This window comes from Marinobacter sp. SS8-8, from assembly GCF_030540945.1.
Taxonomy (GTDB): domain Bacteria; phylum Pseudomonadota; class Gammaproteobacteria; order Pseudomonadales; family Oleiphilaceae; genus Marinobacter.
In genome coordinates, this window is record NZ_JASSVN010000006.1 from 82929 (window position 1) to 103748 (window position 20820).

The window sequence follows — 20820 nt, forward strand, 5'->3', positions numbered from 1 at the left end:
GGCCCGGCAAATGCCGGGCTTTCCTGTCTTTGGCCGTGCAAAAAAGCCGGCCCTAAACAGAAGAATGGGTTGTCTTGCTTTTCCTGACCCTGTAAAACATTGCAGCTATACCAATGTGGCGGCTATTGAGTGTTTTCTAGCCGACTGATTTTACAGCGAGTTTACGGTTTGCTGATTTTTTAACCGATTATCGCCAAGGATACAGATCTCCGATATGGGTAAAAGTCTCGTTATTGTCGAGTCGCCAGCGAAAGCGAAAACCATCAACAAATACCTGGGCTCCGACTTCATCGTCAAGTCGAGCGTCGGGCATATTCGTGATCTCCCCGTTAGCGGAAGTGGATCGCAGTCCGATCCCAAGGAGCGGGCCAGACAGGCCGCGGCTACCCGGAAGATGAGCCCGGACGAGAAGGCCGCGCACAAGAAGCGCAAGGCCCGGGAGCAACTGGTGGCACGGATGGGTGTGGATCCGGATCACGACTGGAGTGCCCGTTACGAGATCCTGCCTGGCAAGGAAAAGGTGGTTAGCGAACTCAAACGCCTGGCGAAGTCTGCCGACCATATCTACCTCGCAACGGATTTGGACCGTGAAGGGGAGGCCATTGCCTGGCACTTGCAGGAAACGATTGGCGGCGAGCCGGAAAAATACCGGCGCGTGGTGTTCAACGAGATCACCAAGCGCGCCATTCAGGAAGCGTTCAAGGCCCCCGGCAATCTCGACACAAACCGTGTCAATGCCCAGCAGGCAAGGCGGTTCCTGGACCGTGTCGTGGGCTACATGGTATCTCCGCTGTTGTGGGCCAAGATTGCCCGGGGCCTGTCGGCGGGTCGGGTTCAGTCGGTTGCTGTGCGGCTGATTGCCGAGCGGGAGCGTGAGATCCGAAAATTCGTACCGGAGGAATTCTGGCAACTCCACGCCGACCTCGCGTCCGAAAGAGCTGGCCAGCCGGTCCGGTTTGAGGTAACCCGTCATAATGACAAACCCTACCGGCCCGTTAACGAGCAACTAAGCGCTGAGCACGTTAATCGCCTGAAGGCAGGTGACTTCAAGGTTGCCAAGCGTGAGGACAAGCCAACCCGGTCCCGGCCATCAGCGCCCTTTATCACCTCTACGCTGCAGCAGGCGGCGAGCAACAGGATGGGGTTCAGTGTCAAGAAAACCATGATGCTGGCACAGCGCCTGTACGAAGCGGGCTTCATCACCTACATGCGTACCGACTCCACCAACCTGAGTCAGGACGCGGTCAGCGGCTGCCGGGATTTCATTCAAAAGCAGTTCGGGGATAAGTACCTGCCAGAGAAGCCACGGGTCTACGGTAGCAAGGAGGGTGCCCAGGAGGCCCACGAGGCGATTCGCCCAACCGAAGTCAGCCGTCGCCCGGCTGATATCAGCGGCCTTGAGAAGGACGCAGAGAAGCTTTACGAGCTGATCTGGCGACAGTTTATTGCCTGCCAGATGTCGGATGCCGAGTTCCTGAGTACGTCCATTGTGGTGGCTAATGGTGACTACGAACTGCGTACCCGTGGCCGGATCATCAAGTTTGACGGTTTTCTCAAGGCGGCCCCCCAGGCCGCCAAAAAAGACGAGGACGTTTCGTTGCCGGATATTCAGGTGGACGAAATTCTGGATCTGAAAAAGCTGGATCCGAGCCAGCACTTTACCAAGCCTGCACCCAGGTACACGGAAGCCAGCCTGGTTAAAGAGCTTGAAAAGCAGGGCATTGGCCGTCCTTCGACTTATGCCTCCATTATTTCCACCATCCAGGATCGTGGCTATGTGCGGTTGCAGAACCGCCGGTTCTACGCCGAAAAGATGGGCGAAATCGTTACCGAGCGACTGTCGGAGTCGTTCCCGAACCTGATGGATTTCGACTTCACCGCGAAAATGGAAGACGAGCTGGATGAGATTGCCGAAGGTGAGGTTCAGTGGAAAAAGGTGCTGAATGATTTTTATGGCCGTTTCCGGCAACAGCTGGAAACGGCCGAAAGTGCGGAAGATGGCGGCATGCGTGCCAACACGCCGACAGAAACCGATATTCCATGCCCCAACTGCGGTCGCAACATGCAGATCCGGGTGGCCAGTACGGGCGTGTTTCTGGGCTGTTCCGGGTATTCACTGCCCCCGAAAGAGCGTTGCAAAACCACCATTAACCTGGTTTCAGGTGACGAGGTGGTCAGTGCGGATGATGATGTCGAGGGTGAAGGTGAAACCCGCCTGCTTCGCAAGAAACGGCGTTGTCCGAAATGCGGCACCGCCATGGACAGCTACCTCATTGACGAAACCCGCAAATTGCACGTGTGTGGTAACAACCCGGATTGTTCAGGCTACGAAGTGGAAAAGGGCACCTTCCGCATCAAGGGTTACGATGGTCCGACACTCGAGTGCGACAAGTGCGGTTCCGAGATGCAGCTTAAAACAGGCCGGTTCGGCAAGTATTTTGGCTGCACCAACACCGAGTGCAAGAATACTCGTAAGTTACTGAAAAGCGGAGAACCGGCACCACCCAAGATGGATCCGGTGCCGATGCCGGAGTTGCAGTGCCAGAAGGTGGACGACACCTATGTACTCCGGGATGGTGCCTCAGGTTTGTTCCTCGCGGCCAGCAAATTCCCGAAGAACCGGGAAACCCGGCCGCCGCTGGTGACGGAGATCAAGCCGCACCGCAAGAAAATCGATCCGAAATACGACTACCTGATGGACGCGCCCGAGCGTGATCCGGAAGGCAATCCCACGGTGATCCGCTACAGCCGCAAGACCAGGGAGCAGTACATTATGTCCGAAAAGGACGGAAAAGCGACGGGCTGGTCTGCGTGGTATGTAAACGGGAAATGGCAGCCGCAGGACAAGAAAAAGTAGTTCGGTCGAACATGGGGTCAGATGAAAATGGGGTCAGATGAAACCTTTCATCTGACCCCATTTTCATCTGACCCCGTTTTCAGCCTTTACCGGAACTTCCTCAACCTCTGAATGAGCGACGAAGTATCCCAGCGCTTCCCGCCCATGGACTGCACATCCGCATAGAACTGATCCACCAACGCTGTCACCGGCAGCGAAGCGTTCACCTTGCGTGCCTCCTCCAGGCAGATCGCCAGATCCTTCCGCATCCAGTCCACCGCGAATCCGTGTTCAAACTCGCCGGCAATCATGGTGTCGGAGCGGTTTTCCATCTGCCAGGATTGCGCGGCGCCTTTGGAGATGACATTCACCACTTTTGCGACATCCAGTTCCGCCTGTTCGGCAAAATGCAGTGCCTCTGACAGGCCCTGTACCAGGCCGGCAATGGCAATCTGGTTCGCCATTTTGGTTTTCTGGCCACTACCGGCAGGGCCCATCAGATTGAGCGCGCGGGCGTAGTGCTCCATAACGGGCTGGGCTTTGGCGTAGTCTGCTTCGGAGCCTCCGCACATGATGGTCAGTTTGCCGTTTTCAGCACCCTGCTGGCCACCGGAAACCGGGGCATCGACAAAACCCATCCCGTTGCGGCGGGCGGCCTCGGCGAGGTATTCGGCTATGCCGGCAGAGGCCGTGGTGTGGTCGACCAGGACTGTGCCTTCGGAGGCCTTGGCAAGAATGCCTTCTTCGCCCTCGTAGACCGCCTTCAGGTCCTTGTCGGCGCCAACGCAGGTCAGAACGATGGTTGCACCCTTAACGGCTTCAGCAATGGTGGCGCAGCAGGTTCCGGAGTAATCCCTGGCCCATTGCGCTGATTTGGCCGATGTCCGGTTCCAGACCCTGACGGCGAGCCCGGCTTTGGCCAGGTGACCGGCCATCGGATACCCCATGACCCCCAGGCCGATAAACGCTGCTGTAGACATTGCTTTTCCTCCTGTGTTTTTGTTGAGCTAACTTATCATAGAAGAACAGGGCAGGCCGTGAATAAAAAAGGCCGCTGAATCAGCGGCCTTTGCATGGCGAATCCGGCGCGCCGGATTTATGTTTTCGGGTAGTCCCGCTTGTCTGAGCCGATATACAGTTGGCGCGGACGACCGATGCGGTAGTCGCCGCTGACCATCTCGTTCCAGTGCGAGAACCAGCCGATGGTCCGCGACATGGCGAAAATAACCGTAAACATGGATGTCGGAATGCCCATGGCTTTGAGGATAATGCCGGAATAGAAATCTACGTTCGGATAGAGTTTGCGCTCTACGAAGTATTCGTCTTCAAGGGCAATCTGCTCGAGGCGCTGCGCTATTTTCAGCAGTGGATCGTTTTCAAGGCCTAACTCACTCAGCACTTCGTGCGCTGTCTCAGCCATGACCTTGGCGCGTGGATCGAAGTTCTTGTACACCCGGTGGCCAAAGCCCATCAGGCGGAACGGGTCGTCTTTGTCCTTGGCCTTGGCGATGAACTTTTCAATGTTGGACTCGTCACCGATTTCCGCAAGCATGTCGAGAACAGCTTCGTTGGCACCGCCGTGAGCCGGGCCCCAGAGCGCTGCAATGCCAGATGCAATGCAAGCGTAAGGGTTGGCACCGGATGAGCCTGCCAGCCGAACGGTAGACGTGGATGCATTCTGTTCGTGGTCAGCATGCAGAATAAAAATCCTGTCCATGGCTCTCGCCAGAATCGGGTTTGGCTCGTAGGTCTCGCAGGGAACGCCAAACATCATCTGCAGGAAGTTCTCGGCGTAGGAAAGGTCATTCCTTGGATACACAAACGGCTGGCCAATGCTGTACTTGTAGCACCAGGCTGCAATGGTCGGCATCTTGGCGATCAGTCGATGCGCAGTAATTTCCCGTTGATGCTCGTCGGTAACGTCCATCTGGTCGTGATAAAACGCTGAAAGCGCTCCGACCACACCGCACATGATAGCCATCGGATGCGCATCCCGGCGGAAGCCGTGGAAGAAATTACGCATCTGGTCGTGGAGCATCGTGTGATTTTTGATGGTTTCGTGGAACTGCCTGTTCTCCTCAGCGGTGGGTAGCTCACCTTTAAGCAGCAGGTAACAGACTTCCAGGTAATCCGAGTGCTCTGCGAGCTGCTCGATCGGATAACCCCGGTGCAGGAGTACGCCGTTTTCACCATCAATGTAGGTGATTGCCGACTCGCAGGAGGCTGTGGAAACAAACCCCGGGTCATAAGTGAAAATGCCGTGCTGGACCAGGCCTCGTACGTCAATAACGTCAGGGCCCACGGTGCCGGAATAAACCGGTAGCTCAATGGACTTGTCTCCCACCGAAAGCGTGGCTTTCCTGTCGATCATAGTGCTCTCCTGTTTATCAGCTTTGGCAGCGCGGGCTGCCTTTATAGTTGCGCGAGAAGTCGCGTATTATCGCAAAACTGGCGGCAAAATATAGGGTGTTGCCTTTTTTTGTCAATGAAAGAGTGGAGAGACCGCGCGATTGGGTCCTTGTTGTAAATCAGGGATATCACGAATAATTCGGTCTGATGCAAAAAAAAAGCATTTGTCAATACGCCTAATAGCCTGCTCTGTTAAGGTTTTCGCTGGAATTTCGCATGGGTTGCGCGTTTGTAATTATACGGGCGCCTCCTTATAATCCTTAGCCCGGAATCGGGGATTCATCGTCATGGGCGCTTGTGCGTAGCAAGCTACCTGTTGGTGTCCGCCCTCCTGAACCATTCGGTTGTCGGTACCGTATCGAACATCCGATCCTTACATACCAACCATCCGCACCCGGCTTTCCGGTCCCGCGGATCCAAGAGAGAGTGTGAGAGCGCTGTGAATAGCAAACGACCAGTAAATCTCGATCTCAGCAAGTTCCATTTCCCGCTGCCAGCCATTACGTCCATATTGCACCGCATCACCGGCATCATCATTTTTGTTGGTGTTGCGTTCATGCTTTACGGACTCCAGCTTTCCCTGTCCGGGGAGGAGGGCTTCAGCCGAGTAAGTGAACTGCTGGACAGCTTCCTAGCCAGGCTGATCACCTGGGGCATCTTGTCTGCTCTGCTGTACCACCTGGTTGCAGGTATCAAGCACCTGCTCATGGATATGGGCATTGGTGAAGAGCTCGAGAGCGGCCGCCTCGCCTCGAAGATCACGATTGTGGTTTCCGTTATTCTCATCGTTCTGGCAGGAGTCTGGGTATGGTAAGCAGCGTCACGAACCTGGGTCGCAGTGGTGTTTACGACTGGCTGATCCAGCGGGTAACCGCCTATGTTATTGCTTTGTATACAATTTTTCTGCTCGGCTTTGTGCTGACCTCCGACGTCGACTACGACACCTGGTCGGGCTTGTTTGAACAGCTCTGGTTCCGCATCTTCACCCTGCTGGCGCTGCTGTCGGTTGGCGCGCACGCGTGGGTGGGGCTCTGGACGGTAACCACTGACTATATCAAGGCCATGGGCCCGAGGTTCCTCGTGCAGGCAGCGTGTGGTCTGACCATGTTTGTGTATGTGGTCTGGGGCATTCACATTCTTTGGGGGCTTTAATTGATGGCTAATATCAAGACCATATCCTACGACGCGATCGTCATCGGTGGTGGCGGTTCCGGAATGCGCGCTGCGCTGCAGTTGACCGAGTCTGGTGTCAACACCGCGTGCATTACCAAGGTATTCCCGACTCGCTCGCACACGGTGTCTGCCCAGGGCGGGATTACCTGCGCAATCGCAAGTGCTGACCCCAACGATGACTGGCGCTGGCACATGTATGACACGGTGAAAGGTTCGGACTACATCGCCGACCAGGACGCCGTCGAATATATGTGCTCGGTCGGCCCTCAGGCCGTCTTTGAACTGGAGCACATGGGGCTGCCGTTCTCCCGTACCGAGCAGGGTCGTATCTATCAGCGTCCGTTTGGTGGCCAGTCCAAGGGGCCGGACAACCCGACTCAGGCAGCCCGTACCTGCGCCGCGGCTGACCGTACCGGTCATGCGCTTCTGCACACTCTCTACCAGGCTAACATCAAAGGCGGGACTACCTTCCTTAATGAGTGGTACGCGGTAGACCTGGTCAAAAACAGCAAGGACGAGGTTGTTGGTGTTGTTGCCATCGAGGTCGAAACCGGCGAAGTAGCCTACATCAAGTCCAAGGCAACGGTGCTCGCCACCGGCGGTGCAGGCCGCATTTACGCATCGACAACCAATGCCCTCATCAATACCGGTGATGGTGTCGGTATGGCGCTGCGCGCCGGATTCCCGATGCAGGATATGGAGATGTGGCAGTTCCATCCGACCGGTATCTACGGTGCCGGTACTTTGGTGACGGAAGGTTGCCGGGGTGAGGGAGGCTACCTCATCAATGCTGAGGGTGAGCGCTTCATGGAGCGTTATGCTCCGAACGCCAAAGACCTGGCGGGTCGCGATGTTGTGGCCCGGGCGATGGTTATCGAGATTCTGGAAGGTCGCGGTTGTGGCCCCGAGAAGGACCACGTTCTGCTGAAGCTGGACCATCTGGGTGAGGAAACCCTGAATCTGCGTCTGCCAGGCATCTGTGAGCTGTCCCGTACCTTTGCCCATGTGGATCCGGTGAAAGAGCCGATTCCGGTGGTTCCGACCTGTCACTACATGATGGGTGGTATCCCGACCAACGTTGGTGGCCAGGCGTTGACCCAGGACAAAAATGGTAATGACAAGGCAATCCCGGGGCTGTTTGCCTGCGGCGAGGCGGCCTGTGTGTCGGTGCACGGTGCCAACCGTTTGGGCGGTAACTCCCTTCTGGATCTGGTTGTGTTCGGTCGCGCAGCTGGTCTGCACATCGAAGAGCAGTTGCGTGGCGGATTCGAGGTGGACGACGCCAGCGAGGAGGATATCAAACGCGCCATGGCGCGCCTTGAGCGTCTTGACAATGCGTCTGAAGGTGAAAGTGTGGCCTCGGTGCGCAAGGATCTCCAGAACTGCATGCAGCTGTATTTTGGTGTGTTCCGTGACGGTAAGAGCATGGAAGAGGGTTTGAAAAAGCTGGAGGCCATCGGTGAGCGTGTTGGTAACACAAAGCTGGCGGATACCAGCAATGCCTTTAACACGGCCCGTATTGAAGCGCTGGAGTTGGACAACCTGTACGAAGTGGCTCTGGCTACCGCCATTTCCGCCATTGAGCGTAAGGAAAGCCGGGGTGCCCATGCCCGGAATGACTTCACCGAACGTGACGATGAGAACTGGTTGAAGCACTCCATGTACTTCCCGCTGGACAAGCGCGTAGGAAAGCGTGATGTGAACTTTGCACCGAAGACGGTGGATAAGTTTGAGCCAAAGATCCGGACTTACTAAAGGGGACGCCGAAAATGTTAGTAAGCCTTTATCGTTATAACCCGGAAACCGACAATGCGCCTTACATGCAGGACGTAGATGTCGAGATTCCGGAAGGCAAGGATCTGATGGTCCTTGATGTTCTGAATCTCATCAAGGAGCGCGATCCCTCGATGGCCTACCGCCGCTCCTGCCGTGAGGGTGTTTGTGGTTCGGATGGCATGAACATGAACGGCAGGAATGGCCTGGCCTGCATTACGCCCGTTTCCCGGGTTGTGAAGAACAACAAGCTGGTGCTGCGGCCGCTGCCGGGCCTGCCTGTTATCCGCGACCTGGTGGTTGACATGGGCATCTTCTACAAGCAGTACGAAAAGGTCATGCCGTACCTGGTGAACGACAAGCCGGCGCCCGCCATTGAGCGCCTGCAATCTCCGGAAGACCGGGAAAAGCTGGACGGCCTGTACGAGTGTATTCTCTGTGCCTGCTGCTCCACTGCCTGCCCGTCGTTCTGGTGGAATCCTGACAGGTTCATTGGTCCTGCTGGCCTGATCCAGGCGTATCGCTTCCTGGCGGACAGCCGCGACACGGCCCAGGCCGAGCGGCTTGCCAATCTGGATGACCCGTTCAGTGTTTTCCGCTGCCGGGGCATCATGAACTGTGTCAGTGTCTGCCCGAAAGGCCTGAACCCCACAAGGGCTATCGGCCACATTCGGAATCTTCTGCTGCAACGGGCCACTTAAGCGGCGGGAGTTCAGGCAGACGCTATACTGTTCTGACAAGGTTAGTGCCCGGAAGGCCCCGCAAATCGCGGGGCCTTCAACCAAAGGCTTATAGTCAAAGGTCTTACCCGGGTGCACACTACGCAAGCCGTGGCGGAAACCTGTAAAGTTTTCACCCCGCTTTGCTGAGTATAAAAATCACCGGGGAACGGAAAACATCCGTGTCGGGTGTGGTGGTCAAAGTCGATCCCGTAAAAACCCGTATTGACTGAGAATTGCCCCTGGCCGACCATACCGGGCTCCCCGCACCAGCCCAAGGTGAGCTATTCAAGATGCACGAAAGCATAATGGAGCAGTTATGGCAGACTTCCCACCTGCAGGGTGGTAATCTCGCCTATGTTGAACAGCTTTTTGAAACCTACCTGACAGACCCCAACGCCGTTCCCGAAGAGTGGCGAGGCTATTTTGACAAGCTTCCCAGTGTCGATGGCTATCAGGGTCGCGACATTGCCCACTCTTCCATCCGCGAGCAGTTTGAGCACATCTCGCGCAATCAGCGCTTTCTCGCCAGCGGCGGTGTTCCCGCCAGTGCTACGTCCGACGCAGACAAAAAGCAGATTCGTGTTCTCCAGCTGATCAACGCCTTCCGTTTCCGTGGCCATCAGGAAGCAAAGCTGGATCCGCTCGGCGTATGGCAGCGTCCTCAGGTAGAAGATCTGGATCCGCTGTTCCACGAACTTTCGGATTCCGATAACGACCTCGAATTCCAGACCGGTTCCCTGAATCTTGGCTCCGAGACCATGAAGCTCGGAGATATCATTAAGGGGCTGCGTCAGACTTATTGCGAGAGTATCGGCGCGGAATACATGCACGTTGTCGATACCCGTATCAAGCGTTGGTTTCAGCAGCGTATGGAGCCGGTTCGCTCACGGCCGGAGTACGAGGCGAAGACCCGCAAGCACATCCTGGAGCGCCTGACCGCCGCCGAAGGGCTGGAGAAATACCTGGGTTCCCGGTATCCGGGCGTCAAGCGTTTTGGCCTTGAAGGTGGCGAGAGTCTGATTCCCTGCCTGGATGAACTGATCCAGCGTGCAGGCTCTTACGGCGCCAAAGAGATTGTTCTCGGTATGGCCCACCGTGGCCGCCTGAACGTTCTGGTGAACACCCTCGGCAAAAACCCGAAAGAACTGTTCGACGAGTTCGAAGGCAAGAAGCTGGCTGCTTCCGGTTCCGGTGACGTGAAATACCATCAGGGTTTCTCATCCAACGTGATGACCCCTGGCGGCGAGGTTCACCTTGCCATGGCTTTTAACCCGTCTCACCTGGAGATTGTGTCCCCGGTGGTTGAAGGCTCTGTTCGCGCCCGCCAGACCCGTCGCAATGACAATGAAGGCAGCAAGGTTGTTCCGATCATCATGCACGGCGATGCGGCCTTTGCCGGTCAGGGCGTGGTGATGGAGACTTTCCAGATGTCCCAGACCCGAGGTTTCGGTGTTGGCGGCACCATCCATATCGTCATCAACAACCAGGTCGGCTTCACCACCAGCAAGCAGGAGGACGCGCGGTCCACGGAATACTGTACCGACGTCGCCAAGATGATCCAGGCACCGATCCTGCACGTGAATGCAGACGATCCGGAAGCGGTTATGTTCGTGACCCAGATGGCCATGGATTACCGCAACGAGTTCAAAAACGACGTGGTTATTGATCTGGTGTGCTACCGCCGGCGCGGTCATAACGAAGCGGATGAGCCCGCAGCAACCCAGCCGGTCATGTATGAGAAGATCCGCAAGCTGAAAACGACCCGTAACCTCTATGCTGACCAGTTGATGGAAGCCGGAGTGATCAGCGAGGACGAAGCCAGACAGATGGAGAGCGACTACCGTGATGCGCTGGATAACGGCGAGCACGTGGTCAAATCGCTGGTCAAGGAGCCCAACAAGGAGCTCTATGTCGACTGGACGCCATACCTTGGTCATGAGTGGACCGCCAAATGCAAATCCAGTGTGGCCCTGAAGACGATTCAGAAACTCGGTAAGAAGCTGACCTCGGTTCCGGAGGGGTTCAGTATCCAGCGCCAGGTTTCCAAAATCGTTTCAGATCGCGAGAAGATGACGGCAGGTGCCTTGTCCATTAACTGGGGTTATGGCGAGGTTATGGCTTATGCAACGCTGCTGGACGAGGGCCATCCGATTCGTATTACGGGTCAGGACGTCGGTCGGGGTACATTCTCCCATCGTCATGCCGTGTTGCATAATCAGAAAGATGGCTCAACGCACATAGCACTTGAACAACTGTCCGAAGACCAGCCGAAGTTCGAGCTCTACGACTCACTGCTCTCTGAAGAAGCCGTCATGGCGTTCGAGTACGGTTATTCAACCACCGCGCCGGACGGCCTTGTGGTCTGGGAGGCGCAATTCGGTGACTTTGCCAACGGCGCCCAGGTGGTGATCGACCAGTTCCTGACCAGTGGTGAGCACAAGTGGGGCCGCCTCTGTGGTCTGACCCTGCTGCTGCCACACGGCTACGAAGGTCAGGGGCCAGAGCACAGTTCCGCGCGTCTTGAGCGCTTCCTGCAACTGTCTGCCGAGCACAACATCCAGGTATGTGTGCCGACAACGCCATCCCAGGTATTCCACATGCTTCGTCGTCAGGTCAAGCGCCCGCTGCGCAAGCCATTGGTAGCCATTACGCCGAAGAGCCTGTTGCGGCACAAGGAAGCCACGTCTGATCTGGATGATCTGACCAGCGGCACCTTCCAGACGGTACTTCCCGAGAAGGAGCCGTCGGATCCGAAGAAGGTGACGCGCCTGATCATGTGCAGCGGCAAGGTGTATTTCGATCTCCTGGAGAAGAAGAAAGCCGCCGAGCGCGACGACGTCGCCATCGTTCGTATCGAGCAGCTCTATCCGTTCCCGGGTGATGATCTTGATGAACTCCTGAGCCATTACAGCAAGCTCAAGCACGTTGTCTGGTGTCAGGAAGAGCCGATGAACCAGGGTGCCTGGTACTGCAGCCAGCATCACATGCGTAATGCCCTGCATCGCAAGAACCCCAAGCTGTACCTTCAGTATGCCGGTCGTGATGCTTCCGCTGCTCCTGCCTGTGGCCACATGTCGGTCCACATTGAAGAGCAGAAGAAACTGGTTAACGACGCGTTTGAAATTTGACGAGCTACCGAGCTAAGGATCTGTAATGTCAACTGAGATTAAAGCCCCCGTTTTCCCGGAGTCGGTCGCAGAGGGTACTGTCGCGACCTGGCACAAGCAGCCGGGTGAAGCCTGTTCGCGTGACGAGCTGATTGTCGATATCGAAACCGATAAGGTTGTTCTTGAAGTTGTAGCGCCCGCTGATGGCGTTATCGAGGAAATCCTCAAGAACGAAGGCGATACCGTTGAAAGCGGTGAAGTTATCGGCAGGTTCAAGGCAGGCGCAGCGGGCGAATCCAGGCCTGCGGAAAGCAAGGCGGAAAGCAACAAAGAAGAGAGCAGGGAAGAGGCTCCGAAGGAAGAGGCCAAGAGCGATGCCGCTTCCGGCGAGGCCATCCTGAGCCCGGCGGCCCGTAAGCTGGCCGAGGAAAACAACGTTGACCCGACCGCGGTCAAGGGTACCGGCAAAGATGGCCGTGTAACCAAGGAAGACGTTCAGAGCCATGTGGAAAGTGCCAAGTCTTCCAGCGCTGCGGCAGCGCCCAGGCCGGCTGCCGATATGCCAGAGGTGAATGTGCCCGCCGGCGAACGGCCGGAGAAGCGTGTCCCGATGACCCGCCTGCGTGCCAGTATCGCCAAGCGACTGGTTAACGCGCAGCAGAGCGCTGCCATGCTGACAACCTTCAACGAAGTCAACATGGCACCGATCATGGAGCTGCGCAAGCAATACCAGGACAGCTTCGTCAAACGCCACGGTATCAAGCTGGGCTTCATGTCTTTCTTTACCAAGGCGGCGACCGAAGCCCTGAAGCGCTTCCCTGCGGTAAACGCGTCTATTGACGGTAACGACATGGTTTACCATGGTTATCAGGATATTGGTGTGGCGGTATCCACTGATCGTGGTCTCGTTGTTCCGGTACTACGCGATTCCGACGCCATGGGTCTGGCCGACATCGAGAAAAAGATTGTCGAGTACGGCACCAAGGCCAAAGAGGGCAAGCTTGCCATCGAGGATATGACTGGCGGAACCTTTACCATTACTAACGGTGGTATTTTTGGTTCCCTGATTTCCACGCCGATCCTGAATCCGCCGCAAACCGCTATTCTGGGTATGCACAAGATTCAGGAGCGTCCGATGGCAGTAAACGGGAAGGTGGAAATTCAGCCAATGATGTATCTGGCGCTTTCTTACGACCACCGTATGATCGATGGCAAGGAAGCAGTTCAGTTCCTTGTTGCCATCAAGGAAATGCTTGAAGACCCGGCACGTATTCTGCTGGACGTCTGAGCCGACACTTAACGAATCGGAAAACGGGATTAACTATGTCTGATAAGTACGACGTCATTGTCATTGGTGCAGGCCCCGGAGGCTACGTGGCCGCCATCAAAGCGGCGCAGCTCGGTCTCAAGACCGCCTGTGTGGAATCCTGGACCGCTGCAGACGGCAAGGCGCAGGTGCTTGGTGGTACCTGCCTGAATGTTGGCTGCATTCCCTCCAAGGCGCTGCTTGAGATTTCTCATAAGTTTGAGGAAACCACCCACGACTACGAGATGCAGGGCATCATCGCCAAGGATGTCAAAATGGACATCGGCAAGATGATGGAGCGCAAGAGCGGCATCGTTAAGCAACTGACGGGCGGGATCGCGGGTCTGTTCAAGTCCAACGGTGTGACATCCATTCACGGCCACGGCAAATTGCTGGCAAACCGCAAGGTGGAAGTCACCGACAAGGACGGCAAGACCACGACCTACGAAGCGGATAATGTCATTCTGGCGACCGGCTCCAAGCCGATCCAGATTCCGCCCGCGCCGTTCGATGGTGATTACATTGTGGATTCCGAGGGCGCCCTGGAGTTCAGCGACGTGCCCAAGCGCCTGGGTGTGATCGGCGCCGGCGTTATTGGTCTTGAACTTGGCAGCGTATGGGCCCGTCTGGGCTCTGAAGTAACCGTCCTGGAAGCCCAGGACACCTTCCTGCCGACAGTAGACCAACAGGTTGCCAAGGACGCTCTGAAGCAATTCCAGAAGCAGGGGCTGAATATTAGCATGGGAGCACGAATGACTGGCGCGGAAGTCAAGCGCAAGCTGGTTAACGTGACCTATGAGGACTCCAAGGGCAAGCACGAAGCCAAGTTCGATAAGCTGATTGTTGCCGTTGGTCGTCGTCCTTACACCGACAACCTGCTGTCTGAGGATGCCGGTGTCCAGATGGACGAGCGTGGCTTTATCTTTGTGGATGACAACTGCAAAACCGAAGCGCCGGGTGTCTGGGCTATCGGTGACGTGGTTCGTGGCCCGATGCTGGCTCACAAGGCCTCTGAAGAAGGCATTATGGTTGCCGAGCGTATTGCCGGGCACAAGCCTCAGGTTAACTACGACTGCATCCCGAACGTGATCTACACCGCGCCGGAAGTGGCCTGGGTCGGCAAGACCGAAGAACAGTTGAAGGCCGAGGGTGAAGAATACAGCGTGGGTACCTTCCCGTTCGCCGCCAATGGCCGTGCCATGGCTGCAAACTCGGCATCCGGCCTGGTCAAGATCATCGCTGACGCGAAAACTGATCGCATTGTCGGTTTTCATGTGGTGGGTCCCCAGGCCTCTGAAATCGTTGCCCAGGGCGTCATTGCCATGGAATTCGGTTCCAGCGCCGAAGACCTGGCCCTGACCTGTTTTGCGCACCCGACCCTGTCGGAGTCCGTGCACGAGGCAGCTCTGGCCGTCGGTGGTGGCGCGATTCATATCGCCAATCGCCGCAAGAAGAAGTAACGCAAACCAGGAATTTTTTAATTCGGGACATTAACTATGAATTTGCATGAATATCAGGGCAAGCAGCTTTTCGCTGAATATGGCCTGCCAGTATCCAAAGGCATTGCCTGTGATACCCCAAAGGAAGCAGTCGACGCAGCCGGTGAAATCGGCGGTGACGCATGGGTGGTCAAAGCTCAGGTTCACGCAGGTGGCCGTGGTAAGGCTGGCGGTGTCAAGCTGGTCAAGAGCAAAGACGAGATCCGTGAGTTTGCCGAGAAGTGGCTGGGCCAGAAACTGGTAACCTACCAGACAGACGAGAACGGCCAGCCGGTCAGCAAAATCCTGGTTGAATCCCTCACCGACATCGACCAGGAGTTGTACCTGGGCGCAGTAGTCGACCGTGGTACCCGTCGTATCGTGTTCATGGCCTCCACCGAAGGCGGTGTCGAGATCGAGAAGGTTGCCGAGGAAACCCCGGAGAAGATCCTGAAAGCGGAAATCGATCCGCTGGTCGGCGCGCAGCCATACCAAGGCCGCGAGTTGGCGTTCAAGCTGGGTCTCGAAGGCAAGCAGATCGGACAGTTCACCAGGATCTTCATTGGCCTGGCCAAGCTGTTCGAAGAGTGCGATCTGGCACTGGTCGAGATCAACCCGCTGGTGATCACGCCGGCCGGTGATCTGCACTGCCTGGACGCCAAGGTTGGTGTTGACGGTAACGCGCTGTACCGCCAGAAGAAGATCCACGAGATGCACGATCCCTCCCAGGAAGACTCCCGGGAAGCGGAAGCCGCCAAGTGGGAGCTCAACTACGTGGCCCTGGAAGGCAACATCGGTTGTATGGTTAATGGTGCTGGCCTCGCCATGGGTACCATGGACATCATCAAATTGTCCGGTGGCCAGCCTGCCAACTTCCTGGATGTCGGGGGCGGTGCGACCAAGGAGCGCGTTTCCGAGGCGTTTAAGATCATCCTGTCTGACGACAATGTCCAGGCGGTTCTGGTCAACATCTTCGGTGGTATCGTTCGCTGCGACATGATCGCAGAGGGCATTATCGGTGCCGTCAAGGAAGTGGGTGTGAAGGTTCCTGTGGTGGTTCGCCTCGAAGGCAATAACGCCGAAGTAGGCATCAAGGTACTCGCCGAAAGTGGCCTGAATATCATTGCCGCCACCAGTCTGTCGAATGCGGCAGAACAAGTCGTTAAAGCCGCAGGGGGTAAATAATGAGCATCCTGATCAACAAAGACACCAAGGTTATCTGTCAGGGCTTTACCGGCGCACAGGGCACCTTTCACTCAGAGCAGGCGATTGCCTACGGCACCAAGATGGTTGGCGGTGTGAGCCCCGGCAAGGGCGGCACCGAGCATCTGGGACTGCCGGTTTTCAACACCGTGCGTGACGCCGTTGAGGCAACCGGTGCCGAAGCCACCGTTATCTACGTTCCGGCGCCGTTCTGTAAAGATGCCATCATCGAAGCGGCGGATGCCGGCATTCAGCTGATCGTTTGTATTACTGAAGGTATCCCGACCATCGATATGCTGTACGCCAAGGAATACGTGGATCGCAAGGGCGTTCGCATGATCGGTCCCAACTGCCCGGGTGTGATCACTCCGGACGAGTGCAAGATCGGCATCATGCCTGGCCACATCCACAAGAAGGGCAAGGTGGGTATCGTGTCCCGTTCAGGCACCCTGACTTACGAGGCGGTCAAGCAGACCACGGACTTCGGTTACGGCCAGTCTACCTGTATCGGAATCGGTGGTGACCCAATTCCCGGCTCCAACTTCATCGACATCCTGGCCCTGCTTCAGGAAGATCCTGAAACCGAAGCCATTGTGATGATCGGCGAGATCGGTGGTACCGCCGAGGAGGAAGCCGCGGCCTATATCAAGCAGAACGTCACCAAGCCGGTGGTTTCCTACATCGCCGGTGTCACTGCGCCTCCGGGCAAGCGTATGGGTCACGCCGGCGCCATCATTTCCGGTGGCAAGGGCACGGCAGACGAGAAGTTTGCGGCCCTGGAAGACGCCGGTGTGCGCACCGTCCGCAGTCTGGCCGAGATCGGCCAGGCCCTGAAGGAAATCACTGGCTGGTAAGCTGAGCCGGCCTTCTTTCGGTAAACCCCCCGTTTCTGCCCTGCAGAGCGGGGGGTTTTTATTTATAATGCCGGGTCGCCTGAACTATGATGGCGGTTCCGATACCAAACAAGGAGTTCGTGCTTTGAGTTCTGTAGATTCCCAGCAAAGGATTTTGTCCGGCATGCGTCCGACCGGCAAGCTTCACCTTGGCCACTATCACGGTGTGCTGAAAAACTGGGTGAAACTCCAGCACGAATTCGAATGCTTCTTTTTCGTAGCGGACTGGCACGCGCTGACCACGAACTACGACGACCCCTCGGGAATCGAGCAGAGCGTCTGGGACATGGTTATCGACTGGCTTGCGGCAGGGGTGAACCCTGGCTCCTCCACCCTATTTATCCAGTCCCAGGTGCCCGAGCATGCCGAATTGCATCTGCTGTTGTCCATGATCACGCCTCTTGGCTGGCTGGAGCGCGTCCCGACCTTCAAGGACCAGCAGGAAAAATTGCGGGAAAAGGATCTGGCGACCTACGGTTTCCTGGGTTATCCACTGCTGCAAAGCGCCGATATCCTGGTGTACCGGGCAGGCAAGGTGCCGGTGGGTGCTGATCAGGTGTCCCATGTCGAGATTACCCGGGAAATTGCCCGTCGCTTCAACCATATCTACGGTCGGGAACCGGGGTTTGAGGAGCAGGCGGAGGGCGCCATCGTGAAGATGGGCAAGAAAAACGCCAAGCTGTATCGCACCCTCAAGAAGCGCTATCAGGAAGAGGGCGATATGGAAGCCCTGGAAACCGCCCGGGCACTGCTCAAGGAGCAGCAGAATATCTCCCTGGGTGATCGCGAGCGCCTGTACGGCTACATCGAGGGTGGTGGCAAGGTGATTCTGCCAGAGCCCCAGCCACTGCTGACGCCCGAGTCCAGGTTGCCGGGGCTGGATGGCCAGAAAATGTCCAAGTCCTACAACAACTACATCGGCCTGCGCGAAGAGCCAGACAGTGTTGCCCGGAAGATCCGCACCATGCAGACCGACCCCCAGCGGGTCCGTCGTACCGATCCGGGCGAGCCCGAAAAATGCCCGGTTTGGGGTATGCACAAGATCTATTCCGACGCTGACACCCAGGAATGGGTCCAGAAAGGCTGTCGAAGTGCGGGCATTGGTTGCCTGGACTGCAAGAAGCCACTGATTGATGCAATTGTTGAGGAGCAGCGCCCGCTTCATGAGCGCGCGCGGGAGTATGAAGGTAATCCGGATCTGGTTCATTCGATTCTGCAGGAAGGACGTGAGCACGCCCGTGATGCCGCCCGGGATACCCTTGAGGAAGTCCGGGCGGCCATGGGGGTTCATTACCGCTGAATCCGTACAGGCCGGCGATTCGGTGCTGCTTGAGGCAGTCCCGGTCCGGAGGGAGAGATTATGACGGAAGAATCCACTGATCAGGCAACGCCGGGCAGCCAGGAAACAGTGCCCGAGCAGTCACCTCTTGCCCTGGTTTCCGGCAAACCGGTGGTGGATCTTCCCAAGGATCTCTATATTCCGCCGGATGCCCTGGCGGTTTTCCTCGAGGCCTTTGAGGGCCCCCTGGATCTTCTGCTTTATCTCATCCGCCGCCAGAACATGAACATTCTGGATATCGACGTCAGCGAGATTACCCGGCAGTACATGGACTACATCGGCGCCGTGGAAGCCATGCGCTTCGAGTTGGCGGCAGAATACCTTGTGATGGCAGCAACCCTGGCAGAGATCAAGTCCAGAATGCTTCTCCCCAGTCGGGAGAGCGACGATGACGAGGAGGTCGATCCGAGAGCCGAACTGATTCGCCGGCTGCAGCAGTATGAGCGGTTCAAGCAGGCGGCCGAGGATATTGACGCCTTGCCCCGCCTGGAGCGGGATACCTTTGCTGTCTCCGCGGCTTTGCCAGACATGCCCTCAAGCCAGCCCCATCCGGATGTTGATCTGCGGGAGATGCTGCTCGCCCTGCAGGGTGTGCTGAGGCGGGCGGACCTGTTTACCAGCCACCATGTGGAACGGGAGCGGCTGTCGACCCGCGAGCGTATGTCCGCCATTCTGTCTGCCTTGCAGGGTGACCATTTCGCGACGTTTGAAAGCCTGTTCACCGTGGAAGAGGGGCGCCTTGGTGTTGTTGTGACCTTCCTGGCCACGCTTGAGCTGGTGAAAGAGCAATTGATTGAGGTTGCGCAGGCCGAGGTTCTGGGGCCGATTCATGTGCGCGCGCGGGCGGTCAGTTAGCGACCTGTTCAAGGCCGGAAGCACGGAAACACGGATAATCATCATGAACGAAGAACATCTGCTGAGAATCCAGGCGATTGCCGAAGCCGCCCTGCTGGCGGCCGGCAAGCCGTTGTCCCTTGACCAGTTGCGGGAGCTGTTTTCTGAACAGGAGCGGCCGGCCCGGCAGGTTATGGAGCACGTCATGGTGCTGCTGGAAAATGCCTGCGAAGGCCGTGGGTTCGAGCTGAAAAAGGTGGCCAGTGGTTACCGTCTTCAGGTCCGGCAGGCGTATGCGCCCTGGGTTGGCCGCCTGTTCGAGGACAAGCCCCAGCGTTATTCCCGGGCATTGCTGGAAACCCTCGCGCTGATCGCCTATCGGCAGCCGGTTACCCGGGGCGAAATTGAAGATATTCGGGGTGTTACGGTAAGCAGCAATATCATTCGTACCCTGCTTGAGCGAGAGTGGGTGCGCGTTGTCGGCCATCGCGATGTTCCAGGACGGCCGGCCATGTACGCGACCACCAGGCAGTTTCTGGACTATTTCAACCTGACGGGGCTGGATCAGATGCCGCCTCTGTCTGAAGTCCGGGATCTCGAAGAAATTGGCCGGGAAATCGAAAAGAACATACAGGCGGAGATCGAATTTGAGTCGCCCGCCGCGGAGAACGATGACGAGTCTCCAGGTCAGACACTTCACTGATGCCATCCGGGTATCAGTCAGAGACTAAGGATTGATTTCATGGCGGCAGAACGCCCCGAAAAACCCGCCAGAGCGGCGAAAAACCCAGCTAAACAGGCAAAAGACAAGGTTACCAATGATGGCCCCGAGCGCGTCCAGAAGCTGCTTGCCAGGGCGGGTATCGGTTCACGCCGGGAAATAGAAGGCTGGATGGCAGCCGGCCGCCTGACGGTAAACGGCCTGGCCGTTGCGCCGGGCCAGAAAGCCACCGTGCAAGACCGTTTTGAACTTGACGGCAAACGCCTGGAGGTTTCCGGCGCCTCGGAAGTGCTTCGTCGCGTGCTGATCTATAACAAGCCCGAAGGCGAAGTTACCACCCGAAAGGATCCGGAGGGCAGGCCGACGGTCTTTGATCGCCTGCCAAGGCTGAAGGAGCACCGCTGGATTTCTATCGGCCGGCTCGACATCAACACCACCGGCCTGGTGCTTTTCACCACAGACGGAGAGCTTGCTAACCGGCTAATGCATCCCTCCAGCCAGGTTGACCGGGAATACGCGGTGCGTATCTTCGGGGAAGTGGACGATGCCATGATTGAACGCCTGCTTCAGGGTGTTTTGCTCGAAGATGGCCTGGCCAGGTTCAGCGACCTTTCGCCGGCGGGTGGCAGTGGCATGAATCGCTGGTTCCACGTTACCTTGCTGGAAGGTCGTAACCGGGAAGTTCGTCGTCTCTGGGAATCCCAGGGCGTTCGGGTCAGCCGACTGAAGCGGGTTCGCTACGGACCGGTTTTCCTGCCCAGTCGCCTGACAGTCGGCAAGTGGGAGGAACTCGACCAGAGGGCCGTGGATACCCTCAGCCGCAGCGTCGGGCTCGATACCGTTGATATCCCACAGAAGACACCGGATGAGAAGGCGGCCCATGATCGCTCGCGCCGGAAGAGCCCGGGGCGATCCGGCAAGAAGACGCCAGGCAACAAATGGGCGGTCAGTGATACCAGGCCAGCCAAACCTGCCGGCCGAGCCTCAAAATCCGATCAGCCTCGGAGCAAAACGCCCCGTCGCTGA

The 20820-nt window shown here is 57.1% G+C and carries 16 protein-coding genes; 14 read left to right on the forward strand and 2 right to left on the reverse strand.

Annotated features, from left to right (window positions below; genetic code table 11):
* The first annotated feature begins 214 nt into the window (after window positions 1–214).
* Window positions 215–2857 carry a type I DNA topoisomerase gene (gene topA, locus QPL96_RS08245; RefSeq protein WP_303286910.1) on the forward strand — a complete coding sequence of 881 codons (2643 nt, stop codon included), beginning with the start codon at window positions 215–217 and terminating at the stop codon, window positions 2855–2857.
* A gap of 86 nt (window positions 2858–2943) precedes the next feature.
* Here topA and QPL96_RS08250 read toward each other — a convergent pair whose 3' ends face one another.
* Both QPL96_RS08250 and gltA read right to left on the reverse strand, forming a co-directional pair.
* Window positions 2944–3816 (reverse strand): NAD(P)-dependent oxidoreductase, encoded by an 873-nt coding sequence (locus QPL96_RS08250; protein ID WP_303286911.1) that lies wholly within the window; start codon window positions 3814–3816, stop codon window positions 2944–2946.
* A 116-nt stretch (window positions 3817–3932) separates the two neighbouring features.
* Window positions 3933–5207 (reverse strand): citrate synthase, encoded by a 1275-nt coding sequence (gene gltA / locus QPL96_RS08255; protein ID WP_303286913.1) that lies wholly within the window; start codon window positions 5205–5207, stop codon window positions 3933–3935.
* Window positions 5208–5684: 477 nt separating this feature from the next.
* Here gltA and sdhC point away from each other — a divergent pair, with 477 nt between their 5' ends.
* From sdhC to rluB, 13 genes are all read left to right on the forward strand, one after another.
* The gene (sdhC, locus tag QPL96_RS08260) at window positions 5685–6059 is read left to right on the forward strand and encodes a succinate dehydrogenase, cytochrome b556 subunit (protein ID WP_303286915.1); all 375 of its coding nucleotides are present in this window, start codon (window positions 5685–5687) and stop codon (window positions 6057–6059) included.
* Complete coding sequence (gene sdhD / locus QPL96_RS08265; RefSeq protein WP_303286917.1) at window positions 6053–6397, forward strand: succinate dehydrogenase, hydrophobic membrane anchor protein; 345 nt, start codon at window positions 6053–6055, stop codon at window positions 6395–6397. Before sdhC ends, sdhD begins: the two co-directional genes overlap by 7 nt.
* Before the next feature lie 3 nt (window positions 6398–6400).
* Entirely contained in the window at window positions 6401–8173 is a 1773-nt protein-coding gene (gene sdhA / locus QPL96_RS08270; protein WP_303286918.1) for a succinate dehydrogenase flavoprotein subunit, read from the forward strand.
* Window positions 8174–8187: 14 nt separating this feature from the next.
* Window positions 8188–8892 (forward strand): succinate dehydrogenase iron-sulfur subunit, encoded by a 705-nt coding sequence (locus QPL96_RS08275; protein WP_303286919.1) that lies wholly within the window; start codon window positions 8188–8190, stop codon window positions 8890–8892.
* 311 nt (window positions 8893–9203) lie between these two features.
* Complete coding sequence (locus tag QPL96_RS08280; RefSeq protein WP_303286920.1) at window positions 9204–12041, forward strand: 2-oxoglutarate dehydrogenase E1 component; 2838 nt, start codon at window positions 9204–9206, stop codon at window positions 12039–12041.
* 25 nt (window positions 12042–12066) lie between these two features.
* Window positions 12067–13308, forward strand: a complete 1242-nt coding sequence (odhB, locus tag QPL96_RS08285; RefSeq protein WP_303286921.1) for a 2-oxoglutarate dehydrogenase complex dihydrolipoyllysine-residue succinyltransferase — start codon at window positions 12067–12069, stop codon at window positions 13306–13308.
* A gap of 35 nt (window positions 13309–13343) precedes the next feature.
* Window positions 13344–14786: a dihydrolipoyl dehydrogenase gene (lpdA, locus tag QPL96_RS08290; protein WP_303286922.1), complete on the forward strand. Its 1443-nt coding sequence runs from the start codon at window positions 13344–13346 to the stop codon at window positions 14784–14786.
* Between the two features lie 36 nt (window positions 14787–14822).
* Window positions 14823–15989, forward strand: a complete 1167-nt coding sequence (gene sucC, locus QPL96_RS08295; RefSeq protein ID WP_303286923.1) for an ADP-forming succinate--CoA ligase subunit beta — start codon at window positions 14823–14825, stop codon at window positions 15987–15989.
* Window positions 15989–16861 (forward strand): succinate--CoA ligase subunit alpha, encoded by an 873-nt coding sequence (gene sucD, locus QPL96_RS08300; RefSeq protein WP_303286924.1) that lies wholly within the window; start codon window positions 15989–15991, stop codon window positions 16859–16861. The genes sucC and sucD overlap by 1 nt, the downstream gene beginning before the upstream one ends.
* 124 nt (window positions 16862–16985) lie before the next feature.
* Window positions 16986–18200 (forward strand): tryptophan--tRNA ligase, encoded by a 1215-nt coding sequence (locus QPL96_RS08305; RefSeq protein WP_303286925.1) that lies wholly within the window; start codon window positions 16986–16988, stop codon window positions 18198–18200.
* 60 nt (window positions 18201–18260) lie between these two features.
* Window positions 18261–19094, forward strand: coding sequence for a ScpA family protein (locus QPL96_RS08310; protein WP_303286926.1), 834 nt, complete (start codon window positions 18261–18263; stop codon window positions 19092–19094).
* A gap of 43 nt (window positions 19095–19137) precedes the next feature.
* On the forward strand, window positions 19138–19776 hold the full coding sequence (gene scpB, locus QPL96_RS08315) for an SMC-Scp complex subunit ScpB (RefSeq protein WP_303286927.1): 639 nt from the start codon (window positions 19138–19140) through the stop codon (window positions 19774–19776).
* Between the two features lie 39 nt (window positions 19777–19815).
* The gene (rluB, locus tag QPL96_RS08320) at window positions 19816–20820 is read left to right on the forward strand and encodes a 23S rRNA pseudouridine(2605) synthase RluB (protein WP_303286928.1); all 1005 of its coding nucleotides are present in this window, start codon (window positions 19816–19818) and stop codon (window positions 20818–20820) included.

Coding starts and splice junctions, on each gene's coding strand:
- topA (WP_303286910.1), top strand. CDS start 215: ATGGGTAAAAGTCTCGTTATTGTCGAGTCGCCAGCGAAAGCGAAAACC.
- QPL96_RS08250 (WP_303286911.1), bottom strand. CDS start 3,816: ATGTCTACAGCAGCGTTTATCGGCCTGGGGGTCATGGGGTATCCGATG.
- gltA (WP_303286913.1), bottom strand. CDS start 5,207: ATGATCGACAGGAAAGCCACGCTTTCGGTGGGAGACAAGTCCATTGAG.
- sdhD (WP_303286917.1), top strand. CDS start 6,053: ATGGTAAGCAGCGTCACGAACCTGGGTCGCAGTGGTGTTTACGACTGG.
- sdhA (WP_303286918.1), top strand. CDS start 6,401: ATGGCTAATATCAAGACCATATCCTACGACGCGATCGTCATCGGTGGT.
- QPL96_RS08275 (WP_303286919.1), top strand. CDS start 8,188: ATGTTAGTAAGCCTTTATCGTTATAACCCGGAAACCGACAATGCGCCT.
- QPL96_RS08280 (WP_303286920.1), top strand. CDS start 9,204: ATGCACGAAAGCATAATGGAGCAGTTATGGCAGACTTCCCACCTGCAG.
- odhB (WP_303286921.1), top strand. CDS start 12,067: ATGTCAACTGAGATTAAAGCCCCCGTTTTCCCGGAGTCGGTCGCAGAG.
- lpdA (WP_303286922.1), top strand. CDS start 13,344: ATGTCTGATAAGTACGACGTCATTGTCATTGGTGCAGGCCCCGGAGGC.
- sucC (WP_303286923.1), top strand. CDS start 14,823: ATGAATTTGCATGAATATCAGGGCAAGCAGCTTTTCGCTGAATATGGC.
- sucD (WP_303286924.1), top strand. CDS start 15,989: ATGAGCATCCTGATCAACAAAGACACCAAGGTTATCTGTCAGGGCTTT.
- QPL96_RS08310 (WP_303286926.1), top strand. CDS start 18,261: ATGACGGAAGAATCCACTGATCAGGCAACGCCGGGCAGCCAGGAAACA.
- scpB (WP_303286927.1), top strand. CDS start 19,138: ATGAACGAAGAACATCTGCTGAGAATCCAGGCGATTGCCGAAGCCGCC.
- rluB (WP_303286928.1), top strand. CDS start 19,816: ATGGCGGCAGAACGCCCCGAAAAACCCGCCAGAGCGGCGAAAAACCCA.